Annotated in this window: 26 protein-coding genes; 6 read left to right on the top strand and 20 right to left on the bottom strand. The window is 69.2% G+C overall.

The annotated features are described in order from the left end of the window. From whiA to M4D53_RS14495, 10 genes are all read right to left on the bottom strand, one after another. Window positions 1-442, bottom strand: a 442-nt coding sequence (gene whiA / locus M4D53_RS14450; protein WP_259954690.1) for a DNA-binding protein WhiA, incomplete at its 3' end; no start/stop codon positions are given. 63 nt (window positions 443-505) lie between these two features. Then, window positions 506-1,378, bottom strand: a complete 873-nt coding sequence (rapZ, locus tag M4D53_RS14455) for an RNase adapter RapZ (RefSeq protein WP_187661745.1) — start codon at window positions 1,376-1,378, stop codon at window positions 506-508. A 38-nt stretch (window positions 1,379-1,416) separates the two neighbouring features. Then, window positions 1,417-3,321: an excinuclease ABC subunit UvrC gene (uvrC, locus tag M4D53_RS14460; protein ID WP_187661746.1), complete on the bottom strand. Its 1,905-nt coding sequence runs from the start codon at window positions 3,319-3,321 to the stop codon at window positions 1,417-1,419. Then, window positions 3,321-6,209, bottom strand: coding sequence for an excinuclease ABC subunit UvrA (gene uvrA, locus M4D53_RS14465; RefSeq protein ID WP_187661747.1), 2,889 nt, complete (start codon window positions 6,207-6,209; stop codon window positions 3,321-3,323). The genes uvrC and uvrA overlap by 1 nt, the downstream gene beginning before the upstream one ends. A 9-nt stretch (window positions 6,210-6,218) precedes the next feature. Beyond that, entirely contained in the window at window positions 6,219-6,794 is a 576-nt protein-coding gene (locus M4D53_RS14470; protein WP_187661748.1) for a hypothetical protein, read from the bottom strand. Next, window positions 6,791-7,963, bottom strand: coding sequence for a DUF58 domain-containing protein (locus tag M4D53_RS14475; protein ID WP_259954691.1), 1,173 nt, complete (start codon window positions 7,961-7,963; stop codon window positions 6,791-6,793). The genes M4D53_RS14470 and M4D53_RS14475 overlap by 4 nt, the downstream gene beginning before the upstream one ends. A gap of 130 nt (window positions 7,964-8,093) precedes the next feature. Further along, window positions 8,094-9,065 (bottom strand): AAA family ATPase, encoded by a 972-nt coding sequence (locus M4D53_RS14480; RefSeq protein ID WP_259954692.1) that lies wholly within the window; start codon window positions 9,063-9,065, stop codon window positions 8,094-8,096. Then, window positions 9,062-9,535 (bottom strand): hypothetical protein, encoded by a 474-nt coding sequence (locus M4D53_RS14485; RefSeq protein ID WP_259954694.1) that lies wholly within the window; start codon window positions 9,533-9,535, stop codon window positions 9,062-9,064. The genes M4D53_RS14480 and M4D53_RS14485 overlap by 4 nt, the downstream gene beginning before the upstream one ends. Beyond that, the gene (locus M4D53_RS14490) at window positions 9,532-10,284 is read right to left on the bottom strand and encodes a DUF4129 domain-containing protein (protein ID WP_259954696.1); all 753 of its coding nucleotides are present in this window, start codon (window positions 10,282-10,284) and stop codon (window positions 9,532-9,534) included. The genes M4D53_RS14485 and M4D53_RS14490 overlap by 4 nt, the downstream gene beginning before the upstream one ends. A 63-nt stretch (window positions 10,285-10,347) precedes the next feature. Next, the gene (locus M4D53_RS14495) at window positions 10,348-10,791 is read right to left on the bottom strand and encodes a MarR family winged helix-turn-helix transcriptional regulator (protein WP_187661752.1); all 444 of its coding nucleotides are present in this window, start codon (window positions 10,789-10,791) and stop codon (window positions 10,348-10,350) included. Between the two features lie 45 nt (window positions 10,792-10,836). Between M4D53_RS14495 and M4D53_RS14500 the strand changes: the two genes are divergently transcribed. After that, window positions 10,837-11,079 carry a hypothetical protein gene (locus M4D53_RS14500; protein WP_187661753.1) on the top strand — a complete coding sequence of 81 codons (243 nt, stop codon included), beginning with the start codon at window positions 10,837-10,839 and terminating at the stop codon, window positions 11,077-11,079. Window positions 11,080-11,088: 9 nt separating this feature from the next. Here M4D53_RS14500 and M4D53_RS14505 read toward each other — a convergent pair whose 3' ends face one another. The 3 genes from M4D53_RS14505 to coaE all read right to left on the bottom strand — a co-directional run bounded on the left by M4D53_RS14505 (window position 11,089) and on the right by coaE (window position 14,188). Continuing rightward, on the bottom strand, window positions 11,089-11,433 hold the full coding sequence (locus M4D53_RS14505) for a TfoX/Sxy family protein (RefSeq protein ID WP_187661754.1): 345 nt from the start codon (window positions 11,431-11,433) through the stop codon (window positions 11,089-11,091). 11 nt (window positions 11,434-11,444) lie between these two features. Continuing rightward, complete coding sequence (uvrB, locus tag M4D53_RS14510; protein ID WP_187661755.1) at window positions 11,445-13,517, bottom strand: excinuclease ABC subunit UvrB; 2,073 nt, start codon at window positions 13,515-13,517, stop codon at window positions 11,445-11,447. Window positions 13,518-13,588: 71 nt separating this feature from the next. Next, window positions 13,589-14,188 carry a dephospho-CoA kinase gene (coaE, locus tag M4D53_RS14515; protein ID WP_259954699.1) on the bottom strand — a complete coding sequence of 200 codons (600 nt, stop codon included), beginning with the start codon at window positions 14,186-14,188 and terminating at the stop codon, window positions 13,589-13,591. A 126-nt stretch (window positions 14,189-14,314) separates the two neighbouring features. On the opposite strand from coaE, the gene M4D53_RS14520 reads away from it, so the two are divergent. Genes M4D53_RS14520 through M4D53_RS14530 form a run of 3 tightly spaced genes read left to right on the top strand, consistent with a single transcriptional unit; the run spans window position 14,315 to window position 15,953 of the window. Beyond that, on the top strand, window positions 14,315-14,872 hold the full coding sequence (locus tag M4D53_RS14520; protein WP_187661757.1) for a hypothetical protein: 558 nt from the start codon (window positions 14,315-14,317) through the stop codon (window positions 14,870-14,872). Window positions 14,873-14,907: 35 nt separating this feature from the next. Then, window positions 14,908-15,423 carry a signal peptidase I gene (locus M4D53_RS14525; RefSeq protein WP_187661758.1) on the top strand — a complete coding sequence of 172 codons (516 nt, stop codon included), beginning with the start codon at window positions 14,908-14,910 and terminating at the stop codon, window positions 15,421-15,423. Then, window positions 15,420-15,953 (top strand): hypothetical protein, encoded by a 534-nt coding sequence (locus M4D53_RS14530; RefSeq protein ID WP_187661759.1) that lies wholly within the window; start codon window positions 15,420-15,422, stop codon window positions 15,951-15,953. Before M4D53_RS14525 ends, M4D53_RS14530 begins: the two co-directional genes overlap by 4 nt. A 25-nt stretch (window positions 15,954-15,978) precedes the next feature. Here M4D53_RS14530 and M4D53_RS14535 read toward each other — a convergent pair whose 3' ends face one another. The 7 genes from M4D53_RS14535 to rpsA form a co-directional block, all read right to left on the bottom strand. Then, entirely contained in the window at window positions 15,979-16,551 is a 573-nt protein-coding gene (locus tag M4D53_RS14535) for a CoA-binding protein (RefSeq protein WP_259954702.1), read from the bottom strand. Beyond that, complete coding sequence (locus M4D53_RS14540) at window positions 16,548-17,852, bottom strand: O-acetylhomoserine aminocarboxypropyltransferase/cysteine synthase family protein (protein ID WP_259954704.1); 1,305 nt, start codon at window positions 17,850-17,852, stop codon at window positions 16,548-16,550. Before M4D53_RS14540 ends, M4D53_RS14535 begins: the two co-directional genes overlap by 4 nt. Further along, on the bottom strand, window positions 17,849-19,855 hold the full coding sequence (acs, locus tag M4D53_RS14545; protein WP_396654770.1) for an acetate--CoA ligase: 2,007 nt from the start codon (window positions 19,853-19,855) through the stop codon (window positions 17,849-17,851). The genes M4D53_RS14540 and acs overlap by 4 nt, the downstream gene beginning before the upstream one ends. Beyond that, window positions 19,846-20,703, bottom strand: a complete 858-nt coding sequence (locus tag M4D53_RS14550; protein WP_259954705.1) for an ABC transporter permease — start codon at window positions 20,701-20,703, stop codon at window positions 19,846-19,848. The genes acs and M4D53_RS14550 overlap by 10 nt, the downstream gene beginning before the upstream one ends. After that, window positions 20,700-21,740, bottom strand: a complete 1,041-nt coding sequence (locus M4D53_RS14555; RefSeq protein ID WP_259954706.1) for an aliphatic sulfonate ABC transporter substrate-binding protein — start codon at window positions 21,738-21,740, stop codon at window positions 20,700-20,702. The genes M4D53_RS14550 and M4D53_RS14555 overlap by 4 nt, the downstream gene beginning before the upstream one ends. Next, window positions 21,737-22,585, bottom strand: coding sequence for an ABC transporter ATP-binding protein (locus M4D53_RS14560; protein WP_259954708.1), 849 nt, complete (start codon window positions 22,583-22,585; stop codon window positions 21,737-21,739). Before M4D53_RS14560 ends, M4D53_RS14555 begins: the two co-directional genes overlap by 4 nt. A 143-nt stretch (window positions 22,586-22,728) precedes the next feature. Continuing rightward, on the bottom strand, window positions 22,729-24,183 hold the full coding sequence (gene rpsA / locus M4D53_RS14565; RefSeq protein WP_259954710.1) for a 30S ribosomal protein S1: 1,455 nt from the start codon (window positions 24,181-24,183) through the stop codon (window positions 22,729-22,731). 235 nt (window positions 24,184-24,418) lie between these two features. On the opposite strand from rpsA, the gene M4D53_RS14570 reads away from it, so the two are divergent. Both M4D53_RS14570 and M4D53_RS14575 read left to right on the top strand, forming a co-directional pair. Further along, entirely contained in the window at window positions 24,419-24,958 is a 540-nt protein-coding gene (locus M4D53_RS14570; protein WP_259954712.1) for a hypothetical protein, read from the top strand. A gap of 227 nt (window positions 24,959-25,185) precedes the next feature. Then, complete coding sequence (locus tag M4D53_RS14575; RefSeq protein WP_259954714.1) at window positions 25,186-25,686, top strand: hypothetical protein; 501 nt, start codon at window positions 25,186-25,188, stop codon at window positions 25,684-25,686. The last annotated feature ends 6 nt before the right edge of the window (window positions 25,687-25,692 follow it).

Genomic DNA, 25,692 nt, shown 5'->3' on the forward strand with positions numbered 1-25,692 from the left:
GGCGGCGGCGCCCCGGCGCCGGCCGCCCCCCCGCGGCGAGGAAGGCACCGCGCCAGAGTCCGGCGACCTCGGCGCGGGAACCCGTGGTGAGGCGGTTCGGGAGCCCGCGGACCGGGCGGCGTCGCTGGTCGAGAAGCCCCGTCTGGCGGGCCAGCGTCTCCCCCTGCGCGATGACGCGGACGGCCCACCGGGCGCCGTCGTTGGCGGTGCTCGACTGCACCTGGGCGATCTCCGGACGGACGCCGTAGATCTCGGCGAGGTCTCGGGCCACACGACGGGCGAGGGTCTCGGCATCCACCTCCGCCTCCACCGCCACCCGGCCGGCGATGGAGTGCAGGCCACCGGCGAACCGGAGGATGGCCGTCACCTCAGCGACGCGCACCGTGGGGGGTGCATTGCGGATGCTGACGAGCTCAGCCTTGACGTCGGTGGTTAGTGCCACGAGACTCCTTCACGTTCACGCGCCGGGTCGCGACGCAAACCTCCAGCTTACTCGGTCGGGGGCCTATTCCCTGCCGAGGTCACGGTGGCGGACGTTGACCGCGACGCCCGGGATTCCCGCCAGTCGACGGGCGAGCTCCTCGGACATGGCGACCGAACGGTGCTTGCCGCCCGTGCACCCGATGGCGATCGTGGAGTGGCTCTTGTTCTCGCGCTGATACCCCTCGAGGACCGGCACGAGAGCCTTCGCGTAGGCGTCGAGGAACTCCTCCGCGCCGTCGCGGGAGAGCACGTACTCCCGCACCGTCTCATCCTGTCCGGTGAGACCGCGCAGGTCTTCATTCCAGTACGGATTCGGCAGGAAGCGCATGTCCGCCACGACGTCCACATCGGTGGGAAGCCCGTATTTGAACCCGAAGCTGAGAAGCGTGACGCGGTGCCGGGCCTCGCCCTCCTCGGAGAAGATGTCGGACACCTTCGTCGCCAGCTGATGGATGTTCAACGCCGTCGTGTCGATCACGAGGTCTGCGGCCTCGCGGATCGGCGCCAGCCGGGTGCGCTCGATGCGGATGCCGTCGAGAAGCGTCCCGTCGCCCTGCAGAGGGTGCGGACGACGCACCGCCTCGAAGCGTCGGACGAGCACGTCGTCGGAGGCGTCGAGGAAGAGCACGCGGATCGATCCACGGGTGCGCAGCACTCGCGCCACGCCGGGGAAGTCGTCGAAGAGGTTGCGACCGCGGACATCGACGACCGCGGCGACCTTCGGCAGCGAATCCCCGCCCATGCCGGTGAGGTCGAGCAGCGGTCGGAGGATCTGCGGCGGCAGGTTGTCCACGACGTACCAGCCGAGATCCTCCAGCGCGTTCGCCACCGTGGTGCGACCGGCGCCGGACATCCCGGTGACGATGAGGAACTCGCCCTTCTCCCCGTCAGACATCGCTACTCACTGCTCCTTCTCCCCCTCGGCCTCCCAGCCTAGCGAGTGGACAGGTGCGTATGGATGTTCTGAGCCAGCACCGGGCCGATCCCCTGGACCTCTTGGATCTGATGGGGTTCGGCGGCGCGCAGCGCGGTGACCGAGCCGAAGTGCTTGAGGAGGACCTTGATCCGTGAGGCCCCGAGACCGGGGACCTCGGCGAGCACCGTCGTGATGTCCTTCTTGCGCTTCTTCCGCTGATGGACGATGGCGAAGCGGTGGGCCTCGTCACGAAGCCGCTGAAGCAGGTAGAGCGATTCGCTGGTCCGCGGAAGGATGACGGGGAAGTCGTCGCCGGGGAGCCAGATCTCCTCGAGGCGCTTGGCGATGCCGCACACGGCGATCTCGGTGTGCCCGGCGTCGCGGAGGGCCCGAGCGGCGGCCTCGACCTGGGGCTGCCCGCCGTCCACGAGCAGCAGCTGCGGCGGATAGGCGAAGCGAGGCTTGCGGCGCACCCCCGCCTCGCCGACGTCTTCCGCGACCACCTCGTCGGTGGTGGGATCGACGGTCTCCTGCTCTTCCGGGCGGTCGAGGTAGGCGAGCCGACGACGCAGCACCTGGTACATGGAGTCGGTGTCGTCGGTCGTCTCCGCGATGTTGAAGGTGCGGTACTGGTCCTTCCGCGGAAGACCATCTTCGAACACGACCATGGACGCCACGACATTCGTGCCGCCGAGGTGCGAGATGTCGAAGCACTCGATCCGGAGCGGCGCCTCCTCCATACCCAGCGCCTCCTGCAGATCGGTGAGCGCCTGGGTACGGGCGACGTAGTCGCTGGTACGCCGGGTCTTGTGCCGGATCAGCGCCTGCTGGGCGTTCAGCGTGGCCGTGCGCATGAGATCAGCACGCTGACCACGATGCGCCACCGCGATCTCGACCTTCCGGCCTCGGCGTTCCCGCAGCCACACCTCGAGCTCGGACGCATCGTCGGGGAGCACGGGCACCAGGATGCGACGCGGCACGTCCTGAGCTTCCCCGTACGCCTGCTGGAGAACCTGCTCCACGAGCTCTCCGCCCGTGATGTCGATCTCCTTCTCGATCGTCAGAGCACGCACGCCGCGGACACGACCTCCGCGGATGACGAAATGCTGCACGGCGGCCGCGAGTTCGTCCTCGGCGATACCGAACAGGTCCGCGTCCTCGTCCGCGGGCAGCACGAGAGCGCTCTTGCCGAGCACGGCCTCGATCGCCGAGAGCTTGTCGCGGTACTTCGCCGCCGCCTCGTAGTCCATGGCGGCCGACGCGGCGAGCATGCGCTGGGTGAGTTCCCGGGTGAACCGCTCGTCGCCACCCGCCATGAAGGCGACGAAGTCGTCGACCATGGCCCGGTGCTCCTCGATCGACACCGTCATCGAACACGGCCCGCCGCACTTGCCGATCTGCCCCGGGAAGCACGGGCGTCCCGTCTGCATCGCCCGCTTGTAGCTCGCGTCGCTGCACGTGCGGATCGGGAACGCCTTGATCATCAGGTCGATGGTCTCGTGCACCGCCCAGACCTTCGGGTACGGGCCGAAGTAGCGGGCGCCGGGGATCTTCCGGTTCCGGGTCACGAGCACGCGCGGCGCCTCGTCCCCCATCGTCACGGCCATGAACGGGTACGACTTGTCGTCCCGGTACTTGACGTTGAACGGCGGATCGAACTCCTTGATCCACATGTACTCGAGCTGCAGCGAGTCGACGTCCGTGGGTACGACCGTCCACTCCACCGACGCCGCCGTCGTCACCATCCGGCGCGTGCGCTCGTGCAGCGTCCGCAGCGGAGCGAAGTAGTTCGACAGCCGCTGACGGAGGTTCTTCGCCTTGCCGACGTACAGCACGCGGCCGTTGGCGTCACGGAACCGGTACACCCCCGGGTCGGTCGGTATCTCGCCGGCCCGGGGTTTGTACGGCAGGACGTCGGCCATCAGCTGGCCTTCCGCGCAGAGCGCCCCTCACCCAGGATCTCGGCGAGGAACTGGCCGGTGTGGCTCTCCTCGACCCGCGCGATCTGCTCCGGCGTGCCGGTGGCGAGGATCGTGCCGCCGCCGGAGCCGCCCTCGGGACCGAGGTCGATCACCCAGTCGGCCGACTTGATCACGTCGAGGTTGTGCTCGATGACGATGACCGTGTTGCCCTTGTCGACCAGACCGTTCAGCACCTCGAGGAGCTTGCGCACGTCTTCGAAGTGCAGACCCGTCGTCGGCTCGTCGAGCACGTAGATGCTCCGACCGTTGCTGCGGCGCTGGAGCTCGGTCGCGAGCTTCACGCGCTGCGCCTCACCGCCGGAGAGCGTGGTCGCCGACTGCCCGAGGCGGACATATCCCAGCCCCACATCGACCAGGGTCTTCATGTAGCGGTGGATGGCCTGGATCGGCTCGAAGAACTCGGCCGCCTCCTCGATCGGCATCTCCAGCACCTCGGCGATGTTCTTGCCCTTGTAGTGCACAGCAAGGGTGTCGCGGTTGTACCTCTTGCCGTGACACACCTCGCAGTCCACGTACACGTCCGGGAGGAAGTTCATCTCGATCTTGATCGTGCCGTCACCGGAGCAGGCCTCACAGCGTCCGCCCTTGACGTTGAAGCTGAAGCGCCCGGGCTGGTAGCCGCGGACCTTCGCCTCGGGCGTCTCGCTGAAGAGCGTGCGGATGCGATCGAAGACGCCGGTGTAGGTCGCCGGGTTAGATCGCGGGGTGCGGCCGATCGGCGCCTGGTCGACGTGCACGACCTTGTCGAGGTTGTCGAGCCCGGTCACGCGCGTGTGCTTGCCCGGCACCGTCCGCGCCCCGTTGAGTCGCGAGGCGAGCACCTGGTACAGGATGTCGTTCACGAGGGACGACTTCCCGGATCCGCTGACGCCCGTGACCGCCGTGAGCACGCCGAGCGGGAAGTCGGCCGTGACGTTGCGGAGGTTGTTGGCGCGTGCGCCCACGACGCTCAGCATGCGCTTCTTGTCGATCTTCCGGCGCTTCGCCGGCATCGGGATCTCCCGACGGCCGGAGAGGTAGTCGCCGGTCATGGAGTCGGTGTCGGCGAGCAGCGCGGAGTAGGGCCCGGAGTGGACCACGGCGCCGCCGTTCACGCCGGCGCCCGGACCGATGTCGACCACCCAGTCCGCCGCCTCGATCGTCTCCTCGTCGTGCTCGACGACGATCAGGGTGTTCCCCAGGTCGCGCAGAGTGAGCAGTGTCTCGATGAGTCGACGGTTGTCGCGCTGATGAAGGCCGATGGAGGGCTCGTCCAGCACGTAGAGCACCCCGGTCAGGCCGGAGCCGATCTGCGTCGCGAGCCGGATGCGCTGCGCCTCACCACCCGACAGGGAGCCTGCGGAGCGGCTCAGGTTGAGGTACGACAGCCCCACCTGGAGGAGGAAGTCGAGACGCAGGCGGATCTCACGGAGCACCTGGGCGGCGATCTTGGCCTCGCGCTCGGTGAGCTGCAGCTTCTCCATGAACGCCCGGGCGTCGGCGAGACTGAGGTGCGAGACCTCGGCGATGGAGTGACCGTGCACCTGCACGGCCAGCACCTCGGGCTTCAGCCGGTCGCCGTTGCACACCGGACACGGAACCTCGCGGAGGTACTCGCCCCACCGGCTGCGCTGCGTGTCGGACTCGGCCTGCAGGTACTGCCGCTCGATGTAGGGCACCACGCCCTCGAAGCCGGACGCGTACCGCATCTCACGGCCGTAGCGGTTCTTCCACTTGACGGTGACCTTGTAGTTCTCTCCGCGCAGCACCGCTTCCTTGACGTCGGAGTGCAGGTCCCGCCACGGGGTGTCGAGGGAGAAGTCGAGGTCTCGCGAGAGTCCTTCGAGCAGCCGCTCGTAGTACTGGAAGAGCCCCTTGCCCTGGGTGGTCCAGGGGATGATGACGCCTTCGCGGATCGAGAGGTCCTCGTCACCGAGCATCAGGTCCACGTCGACGGACATGCGCGTGCCGAGGCCCGAGCATGCGGGGCAGGCGCCGAACGGCGCGTTGAAGGAGAACGTGCGCGGCTCGATCTCGGTGAGGGTGAGCGCGTGTCCGTTGGGGCACGCCAGCTTCTCCGAGAAGGTCTGCCACGCGTCGTCGCCCTCGCCGTCCACGTAATTGATCTGCACGACGCCGCCGGCGAGCCCGAGGGCGGTCTCCACGGAGTCGGTGACGCGCCCGAGGATGTCCGGCGAGGCGACGAGACGGTCGACGACCACGGCGATGTCGTGCTTGTAGCTCTTCTTGAGCGTCGGCGGCTCGGCCAGCTGGATGAGCTCGCCGTCGACGATCGCGCGCGAGTAGCCCTTCGCCCCCAGCTCGCGGAAGAGGTCGACGAACTCGCCCTTCTTCTGCGAGACGATCGGCGCCACGACCTGGTACCGGGTGCGCTCCGGAAGCTCCATGAGCTGGTCGGCGATCTGCTGCACCGTCTGGCGCTGGATCTTCTCGCCGCAGACCGGGCAGTGCGGCACGCCGATACGCGCCCAGAGCAGGCGCATGTAGTCGTAGATCTCGGTGATGGTGCCGACCGTCGACCGCGGGTTGCGGTTCGTCGACTTCTGATCGATCGACACCGCCGGGCTCAGCCCCTCGATGAAGTCGACGTCCGGCCGGTCGACCTGGCCGAGGAACTGCCGGGCGTAGGCGCTCAACGACTCGACGTACCGGCGCTGCCCCTCGGCGAAGATCGTGTCGAAGGCGAGGCTGGACTTCCCCGATCCGGAGAGGCCGGTGAAGACCACCAGCGAGTCGCGGGGGATGTCGATGTCGACGTTCTTGAGATTGTGTACGCGGGCGCCGCGGACACTGAGTTTTCCTGGGGAAGCAACGGGGACGATGGGCACCGAACAAGTCTACGAGGGGCCACGGACATCGGCTCCGAGAACGCCGTACGCGCCTGGTGCGGACGCCGCCGCGCCCGCCCGTCTCGCCGCACGGAGGGCGACCAGGATCCCGCCGAGCAGCGCCGCCGCGGCGAACGGAGCCAGGATCACGACCTCGGGGGTGTCCGGCCGCTCGGCGAGCAGCCAGACGCCGAACGCCAGCGGCTGCGCGATCAGCTGAACAGCGAGGAAGCGGCCGGCACTCGGAAGCAGGACGGACAGGGCCACGCGCGAGGAGAGCGGCACCACGAGGCTCAGCGACGCGCAGACATGCAGGGCGTGCACGAACAGCAGAGCCAGCGCGGTCCGGGAGGGATCCGGTTCCGAGAGGATCACGCCGAACGGGAGGCAGGCCAGCGCCACCCAGGCGGCGAGACTGCGGGGGATCGCGACGGCGACGGCAGCGGCGAGCACCGCGATGCCCTGCCACAGCGGGAAGGGGATCAGGAGCAGTGCTCCCCCGGCGGCCAGGGCGACCACTGCCAGCCGGAGGACGGCCCCCGGGACCGCGACACCGGCGCGGAAAGAGCGGACGGCGCGAGTCATCGGCGCCCCTTCCCGCGACGCGCAAGACGGCGGGCGGCACGGCGCATCGCGGCATCGAGACCACCGGACCACGGCACCACCTCGATGCCGGCATGTCTCAGCTCGGCCAGGACGTCGGTGCGCTCGGCGAGCAGAGTGCGCAGGGCGATCCGCTGCTCGCGACTGAGGCGGCTCTCCTCGGGAGTCGGAAGCACATCGACGGCGATGACGGCGTGGCCGGCGGCGCGCCAGCTGGTCGCCAGCCGTGCCGCCACCCCGTCGACGAACGTCGAGAGCACGAAGACGATCGACCCTGGCGGCACGGCCGGGGACCGCCGATAGGACGGATCGGTGCCGATGCCGGTCGCGGCGATCGCGCGGCGCACACGGGCGAGGTGCCGGGCGCCACCGCCGGAGGGCAGCGAGAGGCCGTCCGGAGAGAGCGCGTGATAGGCCACGCGGTCGCCCACGCCGATCGCCGCGGTGGCGATGGCGAGGGCCGTTTCCCGCGCGAGATCGAGTGAGGTCACTCCGGAGCGATCGGGGTCGCCGCTCCCCCACGCGGCCACGGCGGCACCGAGATCTTCGGCGGTGTCGATCGCGAGCACGACCGACGAGTCGCTCAGCGCGTCGTCCCTGCGCACCAGGAGATCTCCTGGTCGACGTGCGGCGCGGGCGGTCGCGCGCCAGTCGACCCGACGGAGCTCGTCTCCGGGGACGAAGGGCTGGATATCCCGGAAGTCGCCACCCTGCCCCGGGCGGGAACCCGGATGCGACCCGTGCAGTCCGGTGAGCCGCGGCGCCACCGGGAGGCTGCCGATCCGCACCGCGCGCGGCGGCGCGTTCCAGGGGAGCGCCGTCCGAGGGACGATATCGGAGACCCACGCGCCGTCGAGACTCGACCCCCGCAGGGTCACGGCGAGCGGCTCACTCGGACCCGAATGCTGCAGCACGCCGCGCGCCGTGAGACAGGCCGTTCCCGGTCGGACATCCACGAGACCGGTTCGCTGCCCATCCTGATCCACGGCGATCTGCACCGCATCCGCCGCCAGCACCACATCCGCGGCGGTCTGCACTTCCGGGCGATCGACGCTGCCGGCCGCGTGCGCGCGCAGAGCGATTCGCGCTTCTCCGGGGCTCGGGCGGCGGAGGAGCGCCCACGCGGCGGCCAGCGCCAGCGGCAGGCCCATGGGACGATATCCGGACGGGAGAAGGCGAGCCCCACCGCGGCGATGATCGCCGCGCCGCCGATGCCGAGAGCGATGACCGGCGTCCGCCGCCAGGCGACCGCGGTCGCCGTCTGCACCGCCGCCTCGTCCGTCACGGGGCCGCCGCGACGGTCGGAGGCACGGCCGTCCGCGCCAAGGCCGCGTCGACGACCGTCCGCGGGTCCACTCCCTGTGCCCAGGCCTGCGGCGTCAGGGTCAATCGATGCGCGAGGACCGGCACCGCGACGCGCTTGAGGTCGTCCGGCCGTACATATGCCCGCCCGTCCAGCGCGGCGAGCGCGCGTCCGAGGAGGATGAGCGCCTGCGAACCACGCGGGGAGGCGCCGACGGCCACCGTCGCCGCCTCGCGTGTCGCCCGCGTGAGCTCGACACCGTATCGCACGACATCGCGGTCGACGTGGATGCCCTCGACCGCTGCTTGGATCCGCCGCAGGCCGTCGGCGTCCACTACGGGCTCGACCTCGACATCCGGGCTCTGCCGCTCCACACGGTCGAGGATGATCCGCGCTTCCTCCTCCGGCTGCGGGTACCCCACCGCGAGCCGCACCATGAAGCGATCGAGCTGCGCCTCCGGCAACGCGTACGTCCCCTCGTACTCGATCGGGTTCGATGTGGCGATCACGTGGAACGGACGCGGGAGCGGAAACCTGTTGCCCTCCACCGTCACCTGGTGCTCGGCCATCGCCTCGAGCATCGCCGACTGTGTCTTCGGCGTCGTCCGGTTGATCTCGTCCGCAAGCAGCAGTCCCGTGAAGATCGGACCGGGGCGGAAGGCGAAGTCCCCGGTGAAAGGCGCGTAGACGTAGGAACCGGTGACATCGCCCGGCAACATGTCGGGTGTGCACTGCAGCCGACGGAAGTCCAGCCCGAGCGCACCCGCGAGGCTGCGCGCGGCGAGCGTCTTGCCGAGGCCGGGAACGTCCTCGAAGAGCACGTGGCCGCCCGCCAGGATCGCGGCCAGCGCGATCGTCAGGGGCTCGTCCATCCCGACGACGGCCGTCTTGACGCCCGCGAGCACGCGGCGTCCGACATCGGCGATCTGCGTGGTTTCGTCGGTGGTCATGTTGTCTCCTCCGTGTCGATGGGGATGCGGTCGAGGGCGTCGAGGACGCGCTCGATGTCCACGCGTTGCACTTCTCGCGCATGCAGGGAGGCGCGGACACCGTCTCCCAGCACCGCGTCGATACGCGGGTGGTCCTGAGGGTCATCGAGGTCGAGGCCGAGATGCGCGAGGCGCCGACGGACCACGCCCTGCACGCGTCGGACGACGACATGGCCCGCGACGCCGGTGCGGGTGTTGATCGCCCACGCCAACCGCGACACGTCCGAGCCACGGCCCTCCGCTCGGGGCGCCTCCGGCGGCCACACGACCACCTCGTCGACGAAGGCCTGGCGGGTGGCCGCGACGATAGCGAGCAGGATGAGGGTCCATGCGACGGCGAAGGGGGCGGGCACTCCGAAGGTGAGCATCACGACGAGAAGACCAGCGGCGACGAGGGCGCTGAGGAGAGCCAGGACGATCCTCCCTCTCATCGCCACCCCGCCTTGATGCCGCGAAGCGCGTCGGCGGCGCTCCGCCGGTCGCCTTCGTCTGCGATCAGCCCGCCGAAGCGCACCCGCTCATAGAGGCGTTGCAGGACCGCGACGTCCGCGGCGATGCCGTGGCGCCCGCCGATCACCCGGGCGGTGAATTCTGCCGGCGTCTCCGTCGGAGCGCGCCCCTGACCGGCGTCGGCGGCGGATTCCTCCAAGCCGATCCACGCCGCGACGATCGCGTCACCGGGTACTGGTCGTTCGCTGACCGTGCGAAGCGCATCGGAGACCCCGCGGCGGATGGTCACCTCGTCAGGGAGGATATCCGGCGACGTGGGGCTGGCACCCGGCCCGGCAGCCGCGGCATCGCGGCGTGCGAGCGGACGGTCCCGCCACAGCCGCACGAGGAATCGGATGAGCTGGCGAACGACCACGACGACGAGCGCGAGGACGGCCAGCCCCAGCACGAGACCGAAGACCATGCCGAGCACCTGCGCGAGAACCGGATCCCCCCATGATTCCGGAGGCAGCGGTGTCTCCGTCGCCGTCGGGGCGGGGAGCACGACGTTCTCCTGGGGCGGCGATGTGCTCTCGGCCTCCGTCGACGCGAACTGCGGGGTGCCCTGCACGGCCGCGGCGAACATGAGGAGACCGAACAGTCCGGCCACGGCGGCGAGGCCGAGGAGCATCGGCGGCCCCGGTCGACGCACACGCTCCGGCGCGGGGACCGGAGGCTCGGGGCGCGACATGCCTCCCACCCTAGGGGTGCGCAGGCGAGCACCAGCGCTTCATATCGGGATGCCGCGGAACGGTCAGGGGTGGGCGGGGCGGGGCCCCGCGAAGGCGCCCAGTCCGTCCCGCAGTGCTGCCACCTCGTCGATGTCCATCCCCACGGCGGCCATCACCTGCCGCGGCACGTCCACCGCCCTGGCACGCAGGGCAGCACCGGCATCCGTGAGCGTGATCTCGAGTCGGCGTTCGTCCTCGCTGCTGCGCTGGCGGGCCACCAGGCCGTCGGCTTCGAGCCGCTTGACGAGGGGCGACGCCGTCGCGGGCTCCAGCGCGAGGTCGGCGGCGAGGTCGTTGAGGGTTCGCGGAGCCCGCTCCCAGAGGGCGAGCATCACCAGGTACTGCGGATGGGTCAGCCCGAGCGGCTCGAGGATCGGCCGGTAGATCGCCACCACGTTCCGCGCCGCCGTGACCACGGCGAAGCAGAGCTGGTTCTCGAGGCGGAGCAGATCATCGGTGTCGGTCACGATCCCGACTATACATCTGCACGAATCATTAGTACACTAATCAACATGTCACGCGACTCCAGCCGGCCCCCTCTTCGCACCCGCATCCGCGAAGCGGGGGGCCTCTATGCCTGGGTGAACACCAACCTCGTGCGTCTTGCGGGCCCGGCCTCCGTCGGGCCCTACGAGAAGACGCCGCCGCCGAGCGCCGCGGAACGCGCCGAACGCGCCTGCCCGCTCTGCGGAGCACCGATGACGGAACACGAGATCGACCGCTCCGGGCCGAAGACCCTGGTGCACTGCCCGTAACTGCTCGGGTCAGTCGCCGTCCGCGGTGGCGGCCCCCACGGACTCTCGGGCCATGTCGATCCACATCATCAGCGCCGCATCATCGGTGATCGCGGACGCGGCGACGTCGATCCAGCCCGACCCCATGGTGCGCGACCCCATCACGGCCCGAGAAGCTCCCGGCTGGGTCACGGCGACGGCCCCGTTCTCCTCATCCACGCGGACGAGGAGCGTGCCGTCCTTCCGTGCTCCGACGAGGATGCGGCCCTCGTCGAGGAATGCCCTGGTTCCGAACATCCGCCTCTCCTCGATCGAGGGGTCAGCGCCGAGCAGCGCCCGGACTCGGTCCGCGAGTTCCTCTCCTGCCGCGTCCATCTGGTCTCCGTCTACGCGTGCCCGGCCCGCTCCATCGAGCGGAGCTCCTTCTTCATATCCTGCACCTCGTCACGCAGGCGCCCGGCGAGCTCGAACTTCAGCTCCGCGGCAGCGGCGAGCATCTGATCGGTGAGGTCCTGGATCGTGGCTTCGAGCTGCTGCGCTCCCTCGGCAGCGATGCCGGTGCGCCGCAGGTTCGGCGTGGGCGACTTGCCCTTGCCCGACGCACGGCCTCGCCCGGACATCAGCTCCGCCGTGTCCTGCCCCTCGCGCGCCAGCACCTCGGTGATGTCGGCGATGCGCTTGCGCAGCGGCTGCGGATCGATCCCGTGCTCTTTGTTGTACGCGATCTGCTTCTCGCGCCGACGGTCGGTCTCCTCGATGGCTTTGGCCATGGAGTCGGTCATGTTGTCCGCATACATGTGCACTTCGCCCGAGACGTTACGCGCTGCCCGGCCGATGGTCTGGATGAGTGACGTCCCGGAGCGGAGGAACCCTTCCTTGTCGGCGTCGAGGATCGCGACGAGCGACACCTCCGGGAGGTCGAGTCCCTCTCGGAGCAGGTTGATACCCACCAGGACGTCGTACACACCGGCGCGCAGCTCGCTGAGCAGTTCGACGCGGCGCAGGGTGTCGACATCGGAATGCAGGTAGCGCACCCGCACGCCGTGTTCCCCGAGGAAGTCGGTCAATTCCTCGGCCATCTTCTTCGTGAGGGTCGTGACGAGGACGCGCTCGTCCCGCTCCACGCGAAGCCTGATCTCCTCGAGCAGATCGTCGATCTGTCCCTTCGACGGCTTGACGATGATCTCCGGGTCGACCAGTCCCGTCGGGCGGATGATCTGCTCCACCACACCGTCGGCGATGCCCATCTCGTACTTGCCCGGGGTCGCCGACAGGTAGACGGTCTGCCCCACGCGGTTCTTGAACTCGTCCCAGCGCAGCGGTCGGTTGTCCATCGCGCTCGGCAGGCGGAAGCCGTGGTCGACGAGCGTGCGCTTGCGGGAGGCGTCACCCTCGTACATGGCACCGATCTGCGGCACCGTCACGTGCGACTCGTCGATGACGAGCAGGAAGTCGTCGGGGAAGAAGTCCAGGAGCGTGTGCGGGGGCTCCCCCGGCATGCGCCCGTCCATGTGGCGCGAGTAGTTCTCGATACCGGAGCAGAAGCCGAGCTGCTGCAGCATCTCCAGGTCGAAGGTCGTCCGCATCCGGAGGCGCTGCGCCTCGAGGAGCTTACCCTGCCGCTCGAACTCCTTGAGCCGCTCCTCCAGCTCGTGCTCGATCGTGCCGATCGAGCGCTGGATGACGTCGGTGCCCGCGACATAGTGCGAGGCGGGGAAGATCGGCACGGCGTCGAGCTTCTCGATGACCTCGCCCGTCAGCGGATGCAACGAGTACAGCGCCTCGATCTCGTCGCCGAAGAGCTCGATGCGGATGGCGTGCTCCTCATACACCGGGATGATCTCGATGGTGTCGCCGCGGACCCGGAAATTGCCGCGCGAGAAGTCGACGTCGTTGCGGTTGTACTGCATCGCGATGAACTGACGGATCAGGGCGTCGCGGTCGTACCGCTCCCCCACCTGGAGCGCGACCATGGCGCGCAGATACTCCTCCGGCGCGCCCAGGCCGTAGATGCAGGACACGGTCGACACCACGACCACATCGCGGCGGCTCAGCAGGGAGTTCGTCGTCGAGTGGCGAAGGCGCTCGACCTCCGCGTTGATCGAGGAGTCCTTCTCGATGAAGGTGTCCGTCTGCGGGACGTAGGCCTCGGGCTGGTAGTAGTCGTAGTAGGAGACGAAGTACTCGACGGCGTTGTTCGGCATGAGCTCACGGAACTCGTTGGCGAGCTGGGCGGCGAGGGTCTTGTTATGCGCCAGCACGAGTGTGGGGCGCTGCACCTGCTCGACGAGCCAGGCCGTGGTCGCGGACTTGCCTGTTCCGGTGGCGCCGAGCAGCACGATGTCGGTCTCGCCCGCATTGATGCGGGAAGCCAGATCGGCGATCGCCTGCGGCTGATCACCGGCGGGGGCGTACTCGCTGATGACCTCGAAAGGGCGGACACTGCGGGTGGGCTGCATACCTCAAGCGTATGCCGCCCCTCCGACATCGGGGCCGGCCGGGTCGGAAGCCTCCGGCGGGCGGCTGTCCTTCAGCGCGCGCGGAGCCGGTCCCAGAGCGCGTCGGTCTGATCCAGGGTGTGCTCGATCGACCCCGAGGTGTCGATCACGACGTCGGCGATCGCGAGCCGCCGTTCGTCGGAGACCTGGGCGGCGATCCGGTCGCGCGCGGCCTCGGGAGTCATTCCGCGCAGGCCGACGAGCCTCTCGAGACGGACGTCCTCCGGCGCATGCGCGACGACGATCTCATCCCAGGGGTCATCGACACGAGCCTCCACCAGGAGCGGAACGTCGTACACGACGACAGCCTCCGGGTCGGCGGCGAACGCCGCGTCGAAACGGCGCTGGGACTCTGCCCGCACCGCAGGGTGCACGATGGCGTTCAACTGAGCGAGCCGGTCCGGGTCGGCGAACACGGTCGACCCGAGGGCAGCCCGGTCGAGGGATCCGTCCTCGGCGATGACGGTGTCTCCGAACGTCCGCGCGATCGTGCGGAGCACCTCGGATCCCGGAGCTTGGACCTCGCGCACGATCTGATCCGCGTCGACGACGACCGCGCCGAGCTCGGTGAGCCGGTTCGCGATGGTGGACTTCCCCGACGCGATGCCTCCGGTGAGAGCGATGAGCGGCATCCGACCATCCTGCCACGCTCCGGGCCCGGGGCCGCACGACGCGGAAACGGAACAATCGGGAAAGCTTCGGCCCCTCTTGAGGAAGACTTGACAGTCCCCTGAGGTGTGCTGCGTAACGTCGAAACCATGACGAACACGGATGCCTCCACACGCCCTCACCGCACCGAGCGACGCTCCCGGCGACGCCCGATCATGGCGTTCGCGCTGGCCGTGCTCGCGACCGGCGGCATCGGCGCGGCGCTCACCAGCGCCGCGTGGACGGACAACACCTTCTTCAGCGCCCCCGCCGCGGGAGCCACCTTCAACCTCCAGGGTTCCGTCGACGGAACCACCTGGAAGGAGTCGGCGGCCAAGAACAGCATCGAGCTCGTCGTCCCCGCCGAGAAGCTGGCGAACCTGCTTCCCGGCGAGACCCGCACCATCAAGCTCTGGGTGAAGAACGTCAGTTCCGTCAACGCCGCGCTCACCTCCACCGTCGAGTACGCCCCCGGCACCACGGCGACCGACTTCACGGTCAAGCCGACCGCCACGATCACCGGACTCGCGGCGTCGCTGACCTCCTCGGGGTCCACCGCCGCCGATGAGTTCGAGCTCGTCGTCACCACTCCGGCGGACTGGGCGACCAGCAACCAGGGCAAGACCGGCACGATCCTCGTCACGGTCTCCGCGACCGCGACCAACTGACCACCCACCGCCGCAGCCGAGACGAAGGACGAATCGTGGTGCAGCTCCTCCGCCGGCTCGCCCTGCCCGTTCTCTGGACGCTGGCCGTCATGGGGGTGGGCTGCGGCGTCGTCTGGGGCGCCACGGCCATCGGAGTCCTCCAGCCGCTCGTCGTGATCTCGGGCTCGATGGAGCCCGAGATCATGACGGGCGATCTCCTCATCGCCACGAAGGTCCCCGCCGACTCTCTGGAGGTGGGTGACGTCGTCAGCCTGCCGAGCGCGCTGACCGACTCCCTGGTCACCCATCGCATCACCGCCATCGAAGCCGCCGATGGCGCGCGCACCATCACCATGAAGGGCGACGCCAACGAGTTCTCCGACGCTCTCGACTATCCGGTGAGCGGCGACGTGTGGAAGCCGGCGGTGCAGCTTCCCGGGTGGGGAACCGCGATCATGCGGATGACGACGCCCGCTGTCGCCCTCCCGTTGCTCCTCGGGCTCCTGGGGCTGCTCGGTCTCAGCATGATGAGCCCCGTGGAGCACCCGGCGCGGAAGCCCCTGACGACGTGACCCCGGCGCGACGACTGGTGGTCCCGCTGGCCGGCTTCGCCTTCGCGGTGGTGGTCGTCTTCGTGTCGCTCGCACAGGCGAGCGTTCCCACCACCAGCGCGGCGTGGACGGACCGCGCGGTCGTCAAGGGAACGGTGACGGCGGCATCCGCCTGGTTGTCCCCGTTCACGGGGAACACGTGCAAGGCGTACAGCAGCCCCACGGCCGCCCCCACCACCTGCGCGATCACGGCGATCCGCTACGAGGAGATCAGCGACACCTCCGGCCACTTCTACATCAGCACGAACGCCCCGGGCGGGTCGCACCACGTCGACGTCGACGTGGATCTGAAGAAGGCGACGGGCCTTCCCCGGACGTGGACCTCGTGGAACGCTGCGGGGGTGCTCCCGGGCAGTCACGTCACGCCGGACCCCGCGTGGACGTGCTCCTCGTTGCCCCGGCTCACCGGACGCAGCCTCGACTGGCACCTCACCGACCTTCAGGTTCCCGTGACGCTGCACCGCACCACGGCGGACACGATCTGCACCTGAGCCTCCTGGGCGCGGCGCAGCCCCCTCAGCGCGCGAGCAGCTGCCGTCGGGAGCTGATCACGCCGGTGTCGAAGCCGGCGAGATGCAGTCCGCCGTGGAAGCGGGCGTGCTCGATCTTGATGCAGCGGTCCATGACGACCGAGAGGCCCGCCGCCTCGGCGAGCGCAGCGGCCTCCTCGTTCCAGGAGCCGAGCTGGAGCCACAGGGTCTTCGCCCCGCTGTCGATGGCCTCCTGCGCGACCCCCGGGAGGTCGTCGTGACGACGGAACACGTCCACGATGTCAGGCTGCACGGGCAGGGCGCTCAACGACGGGTAGACCGGCTGTCCGAGGATCTCGGTCTCCCTCGGGTTCACGAGATAGACGTCGTAGTCCGTGCTGGACAGCAGGTAGGTCGCGACGAAGTACGAGGCCCGTGACGGATTCCCGGAGGCACCGACGATCGCGATGGATCGTGCCCGGCGCAGCAGCCCGAACCGCTGCGGCTGCGAGGGTCCGGTCCACGTGCGGCCCGGTTCGACGGTGACGGGAAGCGCGCAGCTGGTCGCGTCCGTGGTCGCAGGAAGGGTGCAGGCGTCGCCGGCGGAGGTCGTGCTCATCGGTGGGCTCCCGTCGCGAGGGTGAGGGCCTGATCGAGGTCCCAGATGATGTCCTCCGCGTCCTCCAGGCCGACGGAGATGCGGATCAGGTCGGGGCGCACGCCGGCGGCGACGAGCTGTTCCTCGGTGAGCTGGCGATGCGTCGTGGAGGCCGGGTGGATGACCAGGGTGCGGGCATCGCCGATGTTGGCGAGATGGGACGCGAGCTGCAGGTTCTCGATGAACGCCTCCCCCGCAGCGCGGCCGTCCTCGGCGGCGACCCCGAACGCGAACACGGATCCCGGTCCCAGCGGCAGGTACCGGGCGGCACGCTCATGATGCGGATGGCCTTCGAGCCCTGCCCAGGTGACGTAGGACACGCGGGGGTCTGCCGCCAGCCACTCGGCGACGACCCGGGCGTTGGCGAGGTGAGCGTCGATGCGCTGGGGCAGCGTCTCCACGCCCTGCAGGAGCGTGAACGCCGACTGCGGGCTCAGCGCCGGGCCGATGTCGCGCAGCTGCTCGGAGCGCAGCTTGGTGAGGAACCCGTACTCCCCGAAGTTGCCCCACCAGGAGATGCCGCCGTAGGAGGCCACCGGTTCGGTCATCTGGGGGAACTTGCCGTTGCCCCAGTCGAAGGTGCCCTTCTCGATGACCACGCCGCCGAGGGTCGTCCCGTGACCGCCGAGGAACTTCGTGACCGAGTGGATGACGATGTCCGCCCCGTGCTCCAGCGGACGCGCGAGGTACGGGGTGGCCAGGGTGGCGTCCACGACGAGCGGCACGCCTGCCTCGTGGGCGACAGCGGCGAGACCCTCGATGTCGGCGATCTCGCCCGAGGGGTTTCCGATCATCTCGACGTAGACGACCTTGGTCTCGGGACGGACGGCCGCGGCGAAGTCAGCCGGGTCGGAGGAGCTGACGAAGGTCGTCTCCACGCCGAAGCGACGCAGTGTCACGTCGAGCTGCGTGACCGTGCCCCCGTAGAGCTGCGCCGCGGCGACGACGTGATCGCCCGCGCCCACGAGGGCGGCGAACGTGATGAACTCCGCGCTCATGCCGGAGGCGGTCGCGACCGCACCGATTCCGCCCTCCAGCGAAGCCAGGCGCTCCTCCAGGGCGGCGACCGTGGGGTTGCCGATACGCGAGTAGATGTTGCCGTACTTCTGCAGCGCGAAGAGGTTTCCGGCGTCGGCCGCATCGTCGAAGACGAACGACGTCGTCTGATAGATCGGCACCGCCCTCGCCCCGGTGGCGGCGTCCGGGGTGCCCCCGGCGTGAAGGGCGCGGGTGCGGAACCCGAAACGATGGTCGTCGGTCATGATGTCCTCGATTCTGCGGCGAGAGCGCCGGCGATGTCGTCGACGGCCCAGGGGTTCTGCAGTGACGTCGTGTCGCCGAGCGCCTGCGGGGTCCGTCCCGCCCGCCGATCCTGTTCCGCGTCCCAGAGCTGCGCGAGGAGGCGGCGCATGATCTTCCCCGAGCGCGTCTTGGGCAGATCGGGCACGACGACGACGTGCTTCGGCTTCGCGACCGGACCGATCGAGCGGGCGACCTCAGCGCGCAGCGCGTGCGCGTCGATCTCCGCCCGGCCGGACGGGGTGACGAACGCCACGACCGCCTGCCCGGTGACCGGGTCCGCCACACCGGCGGACCCGGCTTCGCCGACCGTCTCGTGCGCCACGAGCGCCGACTCGATCTCGATCGTCGAGAGGCGATGACCGGAGACGTTCACGACGTCGTCGAGCCGCCCCAGGATCCAGATGAAGCCATCGGCGTCGCGGGTCGCCCCGTCTCCCGCAACGTAGTAGCCGCCGTGCGCCCCCACTCCGGCGTACGCGGACCAGTACGCGTCGCGGTAGCGCTCCGGGTTCCCCCAGACGGTCCGCGCCATCCCCGGCCACGGGCGCCGGACGACCAGGGTCCCGGATCGGCCCGGCGCCACCTCGTCACCGTTCTCGTCGACCACGGCGACGTCGATGCCCGGAAGCGGGACCGACGCGGAGCCGGGCTTCAGGGGCGTGATGCCGGGCAAGGGGGCGATCATCGCGGCACCGGTCTCCGACTGCCACCATGTGTCGATGACGGGGAGCTCATTCCGCCCGAAGTTCCGGCGGAACCACACCCAGGCCTCCGGATTGATCGCCTCACCCACCGTGCCGAGCAGCCGCAAGCTCGACAGGTCGTGTCCGCCCGGCAGTTCGTCGCCGAACCAGGTCATGAACGTCCGGATGAGTGTCGGCGCCGTGTAGTAGACCGTCACGCCGTAGCGCTCGATGATCTCCAGGTGCCGCTCGCGACGCGGAGTGTCCGGCGTGCCCTCGTAGATGACCTGGGTGAGCCCGTTCGACAGCGGTCCGTAGATCTCGTAGGTGTGCGCGGTGACCCAGGCGAGGTCGGCCGTGCACCAGTGAACGTCATCCGGTTTGGCGTCGAAGTGCGCCCAGTGCGCCCAACTCGCGTGCGTCAGGTAGCCGCCGGAGGTGTGCACGAGCCCCTTCGGCTTCCCTGTCGTGCCGGAGGTGTAGATGATGAACAGCGGGTGCTCGGCATCGAAGGCCTCAGCCTGGTGCTCGCTCGGTGCCGTGTCGACGACGTCGTGCCACCACACGTCACGGCCGTCGGTCCACGGGACGACCTGTCCGGTACGACGGAGCACGAGGACGTGTTCGAGGTCCGGCAGTCCCGCAGCGGCGGCGTCGGCGGCGGACTTGACCTCGGTCGCCGTCCCCCGCCGGAACTGGCCGTCGCTGGTCACGAGCAGCTTCGCCCCGGTGTCCTCGAGCCGGAACCGCACGGCCTCCGCGGAGAACCCTCCGAAGACGAGCGAGTGGACGGCTCCGATCCGCGCGCACGCGAGCGTGACGACCACGGTCTCCACGAGCACGGGGAGGTAGATCACCACGCGATCGCCCGGTCGGATCCCGAGGTCTTCCAGCGCGTGCGCCGCCTGGGCCACACGACGCTGCAGGTCGGCGTAGGTCACCGAGGTCCGGTCGCCCGGCTCCCCCTCGAAGTGGAGGGCGACCTTGTCTCCGCGTCCGGCATCGACATGCCGATCGACGCAGTTCACCGCGACGTTGAGCCGCCCGCCGAGAAACCATCGCGCCGCGGGGACCGCACCGTCGAGAGGCGGCTCCCAGTCGTGCACGAGGTGCCAGGGCTCGACCCAGTCCAGCCGGCGGGCCGCATCTTCCCAGAAGGCCAGAGGATCAGCGGCCGCGCGGGCATAGGCTTCTGCGGTCACGTTGGCATCGAGGAACGCGGGCGACGGAGGATAGACCCGTTCCTCCTGCAGCCGGGCCTCGGTCATCGTCACGTCCATCGCCGCAACAGGTACTTCTCCAGCAGTGCGAGCACGCCGTTGGTGATCGTGCCGAGCAGCGCCAGCAACACGATGGAGAGCAGGATACGGTCGACACGCCCGGTGCTCTGCGAGTCCGTCAACAGGAACCCGAGCCCCATGGACGAAGCGATGAGCTCGGCGGCCACGAGGAACAGCCATGCCTGCGCGAGCGCGAGACGCAGCCCCGCGACGACGGAGGGCACGACGGCCGGGAGCTGGACCGTGCGGAACAGCGACCAGCCGTGCAGGCTGAACGAGCGTCCCGCCTCGACGAGCTGCGGGTCCACGTGACGCAGTGCCGAGGCGACCGTCGTGTAGACCGGGAAGAACGCGCCGATTGCGATGAGGGTCACCTTGGACTCCTCGCCGATCTGCATCCACAGGATCAGCAGCGGCACCCAGGCGAGCGACGGGACGGCGCGAACGGCGGCGAGGGTGGGACTGAGCAGAACGTCACCCCACCGCGAGAGTCCGACGATGCCGGCCGCGGCGAGCCCGATGACCGAGCCGATCGCGAATCCGAGCAGCACCCGCTGGACCGAGATGGCGATGTGGGTCCAGAGCTGTCCGGTCTCGGCGAGTTCCACTCCGGCCTGGAAGACCGATCCGGGCGTCGGGAGTCGGTACGGCTCGATGAGCCCGGCCGTCGTGACCACCTGCCAGGCGATGAGGATCACGGCGGGGAGCAGGAAGCCCCCGAGGATCCGCACGACAGGCGGCAGGCCACGCCGTGCTCCCCCGGGCTTCCCGCGGGGAGCACCCTTCGCGAACTCGAGCGCGTCCCGCGATTCCGCCGGGACGACCACCCGCTCCTCGAAACCGGTCACTCGCTTGCGCCCGCCTTCGTCGCGAAGGTGTCGTTGATGATGCTGGAGAGCGCCTTGTCGACCGATGCCTGACCGCCCTGCACATCGCCGGACTCGACGAGCACCGGCGCGATCTTCTCGAGAACGGCGAGCTGGTCGTCACCGGGGACGCCGCTCACGTCGAGGTTCGACCGCTCCTGGATCACCGTGGTCGCGACCTCGAGGTCGATGCCCGCGACGTCGGCGAGCAGGGCGGCCGTCTCCTCCGGGTGCTCGAGCGCCCAGACGCGCGCCTCCTCGTAGGCGTCGACGACGGCCTGTGCGAGATCCGGGTGGTTGTCGATGAAGTCCTCGGTCGCGTTGAGGAAACCGTAGGTGTTGAAGTCGACGTTGCGGTAGATGAGCGTGTCGCCCGACTCCTGCTCCGCAGCGGCCATGATGGGGTCGAGACCCGCCCACGCGTCGACGGACCCGCCGTCGAGCGCGGCCCGCCCGTCCGCGTGCTGGAGGTTCTGCACCTCGACGTCCGCGAGCGACAGCCCACCCTCCTCCAGCGCCTGGAGGAGGAAGAAGTACGGGTCGGTGCCCTTGGTGGCCGCGACGGACGCGCCCTTGAGGTCCTCCACCGACGTGATGTCGCTGTCGGGACCGACGACGATGGCCGACCACTCGGGCTGGGAGTAGATGTCGATGACCTGGATGGGGGAACCGTTGGCGCGAGCGAGCAGCGCGGCCGAGCCCGCCGTCGAACCCACGTCGACCGAGCCGGAACGCAGCAGCTCGTTGGCCTTGTTGGACCCGGCGGACTGCACCCATTCGACGGTCACGTCGTCGCCGAGGATGTCCTCGAGGATGCCCTGGTCGCGGATCACGAGGCTGAGCGGGTTGTAGGTCGCGAAGTCGATGGACAGCGTGTCGGCGGACCACTCGCCGCTCCCGGCGGGCGTGGACTCGGCGTCGGCCGTCGCGTTCTCGCCGGCGACGCAGCCGGTGGCGACGAGCATCATCGTCCCGGCGACGGCGATCGCAGGGATGATGCGGCGGGTGATGGTGCTCATCGGTTCTCCTCGGGGGTGTGGTGGTGCGTGTCGACGCCGAGCCCTTCGAGGAGCTCGGCGCGCAGGTCGGCGAGGCCGCGGTCGGCGCGGTCTCGGGGGCGGACGCCGGGGACGTCGACCGTCCGCGCGACGGACGACTCGTCGTCTCCCGCGCCGACGGTGCGCAGCAGCAGCACGCGGTCGGCGAGGTAGAGGGCCTCCTCCACGTCGTGGGTCACGAGCAGCACCGTGGTGGGCTCGGCGGCGTGGATCTTGAGCAGCAGGTCGTGCATGCGCAGACGGGTGAGGGCGTCGAGCGCGCCGAACGGCTCGTCCAGCAGCAGCACCCCGGGGTTGCGGGCGAGAGCGCGGGCGAGCGAGGCGCGCTGGGCCATGCCGCCGGAGACTTCACGAGGGCGCTGGTCGGCGGCATGCTCCAGTCCGACGAGTTGCAGCAGCTCACGCACACGTGTCCGTCCGGCGACCCGGCCGGTCCCGCGCGGCAGTCCCAGTTCGACATTCTGGGCGAGCGTGCGCCATGGAAGCAGCCGCGGCTCCTGGAACGCGACAGCGGTGCGCTCGTCCACGTCGGCGACGCTCGAACCGTCGAGCCGGATCGTGCCCGTGGTGGGAGCGTCGAGGCCGCCGATGAGGCGCAGCAACGTGGACTTCCCACATCCCGACGGACCGACGACGGCGACGATCTCCCCGGCGGCGATGTCGAGGTTGATGCCGCGGAGCACCTCTCGCCGGCCCTGCGCGAGCGGGAACGAGCGCGCGATGCCGTCGAGGCGGACGGGCTGCGCGGAACCCGACCCCTTCGGGGCCTCGGCAGTGCTCGACGCAGCGGGCAGGAGGGCGGTCATGTCCCCATCGTGTCGGAGGCGCTGGATTGTTACGAATGCGGCCGTAACGTTGCGTCACGCAGCGGTTTCCGGGGGTCCGGGCATACGAAAAGGGCCGTCACACCCGCCGTGAAGCGGGGTGACGACCCTTTTCGGAGTGTTACTTAGGAGTTGCCGCCCGAGAGCTTCTCGCGCAGAGCCGCGAGAGCCTCGTCGTCGGCGAGCGTGCCGGCGCCGGCCGTCTCGCTCGAGAAGGACTGGCCGCCGAAGTCGTCGCCGGCCGCAGCCTCGGCCTCGGCCGCCTTCGCGACCTGAGCCTTGTGCGCCTCCCAGCGAGCCTGGGCCGCAGCGTACTCCTGCTCCCATGCCTCTCGCTGGGCGTCGAAGCCTTCCTTCCACTGACCGGTCTCGGCGTCGAAGCCCTCCGGGTACTTGTACTCGCCGTTCTCGTCGTACTCGGCGAGCATGCCGTACAGAGCCGGGTCGAACTCGGTGCCGTTGGGGTCGACCGACTCGTTGGCCTGCTTCAGCGACAGCGAGATGCGGCGACGCTCGAGGTCGATGTCGATGACCTTGACGAAGACCTCTTCGCCGACCGACACGACCTGCTCCGCCAGCTCGACGTGCTTGCTGGAGAGCTCGGAGATGTGGACGAGGCCCTCGATGCCGTCTGCGACGCGGACGAACGCACCGAACGGAACGAGCTTGGTGACCTTACCCGGCGTGACCTGACCGATCGCGTGGGTGCGGGCGAAGACCTGCCACGGGTCCTCCTGCGTCGCCTTCAGCGACAGGGAGACGCGCTCGCGGTCGAGGTCGACCTCGAGGATCTCGACGGTGACCTCCTGGCCCACCTCGACGACCTCGGAGGCGTGCTCGATGTGCTTCCAGGACAGCTCGGAGACGTGCACGAGGCCGTCCACGCCGCCCAGGTCGACGAACGCACCGAAGTTGACGATCGACGACACGACACCCTTGCGGACCTGACCCTTGTGCAGGTTGTTCAGGAACGTGGTGCGCGACTCCGACTGCGTCTGCTCGAGGAGCGCACGGCGGCTGAGGACGACGTTGTTGCGGTTCTTGTCGAGCTCGAGGATCTTCGCCTCGATCTCCTGGCCGAGGTACGGCGTGAGGTCGCGGACGCGGCGCAGCTCGATGAGCGAGGCCGGGAGGAAGCCACGGAGGCCGATGTCGACGATGAGTCCACCCTTGACGACCTCGATGACCGTACCGGTGACGACGCCGTCGTTCTCCTTGATCTTCTCGACGTCTCCCCAGGCGCGCTCGTACTGCGCACGCTTCTTGGAGAGGATCAGGCGGCCTTCCTTGTCCTCCTTCTGGAGGACGAGGGCCTCGACCTCGTCGCCGACCTTGACGACCTCGTTGGGGTCGACGTCGTGCTTGATCGAGAGCTCGCGCGAGGGGATGACACCCTCGGTCTTGTAGCCGACATCGAGCAGGACCTCATCGCGGTCGATCTTGACGATCGTGCCTTCGATGATGTCGCCGTCGTTGAAGAACTTCAGGGTCTTCTCGACCGCGGCCAGGAAGTCCTCAGCAGATCCGATGTCGTTGATGGCGACCTGCTTGGTGGCCGGGGCGGTCGTTGCGGTAGTCATGTAGTGGGTTGTCCTTGTGAATGGATACTCGGGCTGCGGAGCATGACCGCGCACGGTCGGGATGTGCTTCGCAGCAGGTGGATTGTGGTGTGTTCGTCACCTGGGCATGCGTGTACACGCCACGAGTGACAGTTCAGGCTACCAGAAGTTGCCGCCCTATGAAGGAGCCGATTCCTCGCAGCCGCTCTGTGGATAACGTCGGCAGCGAGCTCGGCATTCCGCATACGGTGGCCCGGTGATCTCGCCCACCGCTTTCCGCCTGCTCGCCACGCTGGCAGTCGGCGTCTCGATGCTCTCCGGGTGTACCCCCACTGCGGAGCCCACGCCGACTCCCTCCCCCGCGTTCTCGTCCGAAGAAGAGGCCTTCGCCGCCGCCGAGGCCACCTTCTCCGACTACATCGACGCCCTCAATCGCGTCGACACCCGAGACCCATCGACGTTCGAGCCGTTGTTTGAGCTGTCCAGTGGCGGGGTGGAGGCATCGGATCGAAAGAACTTCTCGCGGATGCACGCGGAAGGGCAAGTACTGGCGGGGAATACAAGCATCATCTTCTTTGAGGGGCAAGAAAGCGAGCCCCCGTTCGAACGCATCCGCGCATCTGCATGCCTAGATGTGTCGAAGGTCCGAATCACAAACCAAGACGGCACCTCTGGCGTTTCTCCTGACCGTCCCAGTGCCTACGCTCTGGAGCTCTTGTTGCTGGCGCATCCGCACGGAGTTCTGACTGTCGACACTGCAAACCGCATTGAGGATGCTTCGTGCCCAGGTTCGTAGTCGTGATCATGCTCTTAGTGCAGTTCGCTTCTGGGGCCGATTCGCCGGGATTCTCAGATTTCCTAGCTGGGACGGACGGTTCGACCGTGAGCGTCTCCGCCGCGACTCACCCTTCCGATCTATGGACGCATTCGAACCGTAGGCCCCCTGCGGTCCCCGAGACGGAAAGCAAGGCGTGCCGGACCGACACGGTGCTGAGCCGGTCGTGCGGGATGTACGCGGTGCGGGTGACGGAGGAGTCCGGGACGCCGCTCACGATCGAGGATGTCGCGCAGTTCGCACCCGCCCCCGTGACCACGACGGCCGAGCCGGGCAACGTGGGCGTCGTGGGGATGCCGACCAACTTCGTGGCGACCGTCGCCGCACACACGGCGACCGGCACACTCCTCGACCGGCCCGTGACGGTGCGTTTCACGCCCGTTCGCGTCGTCTTCGACCACGGCGACGGCACGACGGCGGTGACGCCCGACGGCGGTCGCACTTGGTCGATGCTCGGGCAGGCGCCGTTCACGCCGACCGAGACGAGCTATACCTATGCGCGACGGGGCACCTATTCGACGAGGACGACGGTCGCGTACACGGCGCAGGTCGACGTCGGCGGCGGCTGGTTCGCGGTTCCCGGTGAGCTGTCGATAGAGGGAGCGTCCCAGGACATCCGCATCTACGAGGCGACCACCGCGCTCGTGGCGCGGACGTGTGAGGAACGACCCGCGGCGGCCGGCTGCTGAGCGCCC

The sequence above is a fragment of the Microbacterium meiriae genome, assembly GCF_025143875.1.
Classification (GTDB): domain Bacteria; phylum Actinomycetota; class Actinomycetes; order Actinomycetales; family Microbacteriaceae; genus Microbacterium; species Microbacterium meiriae.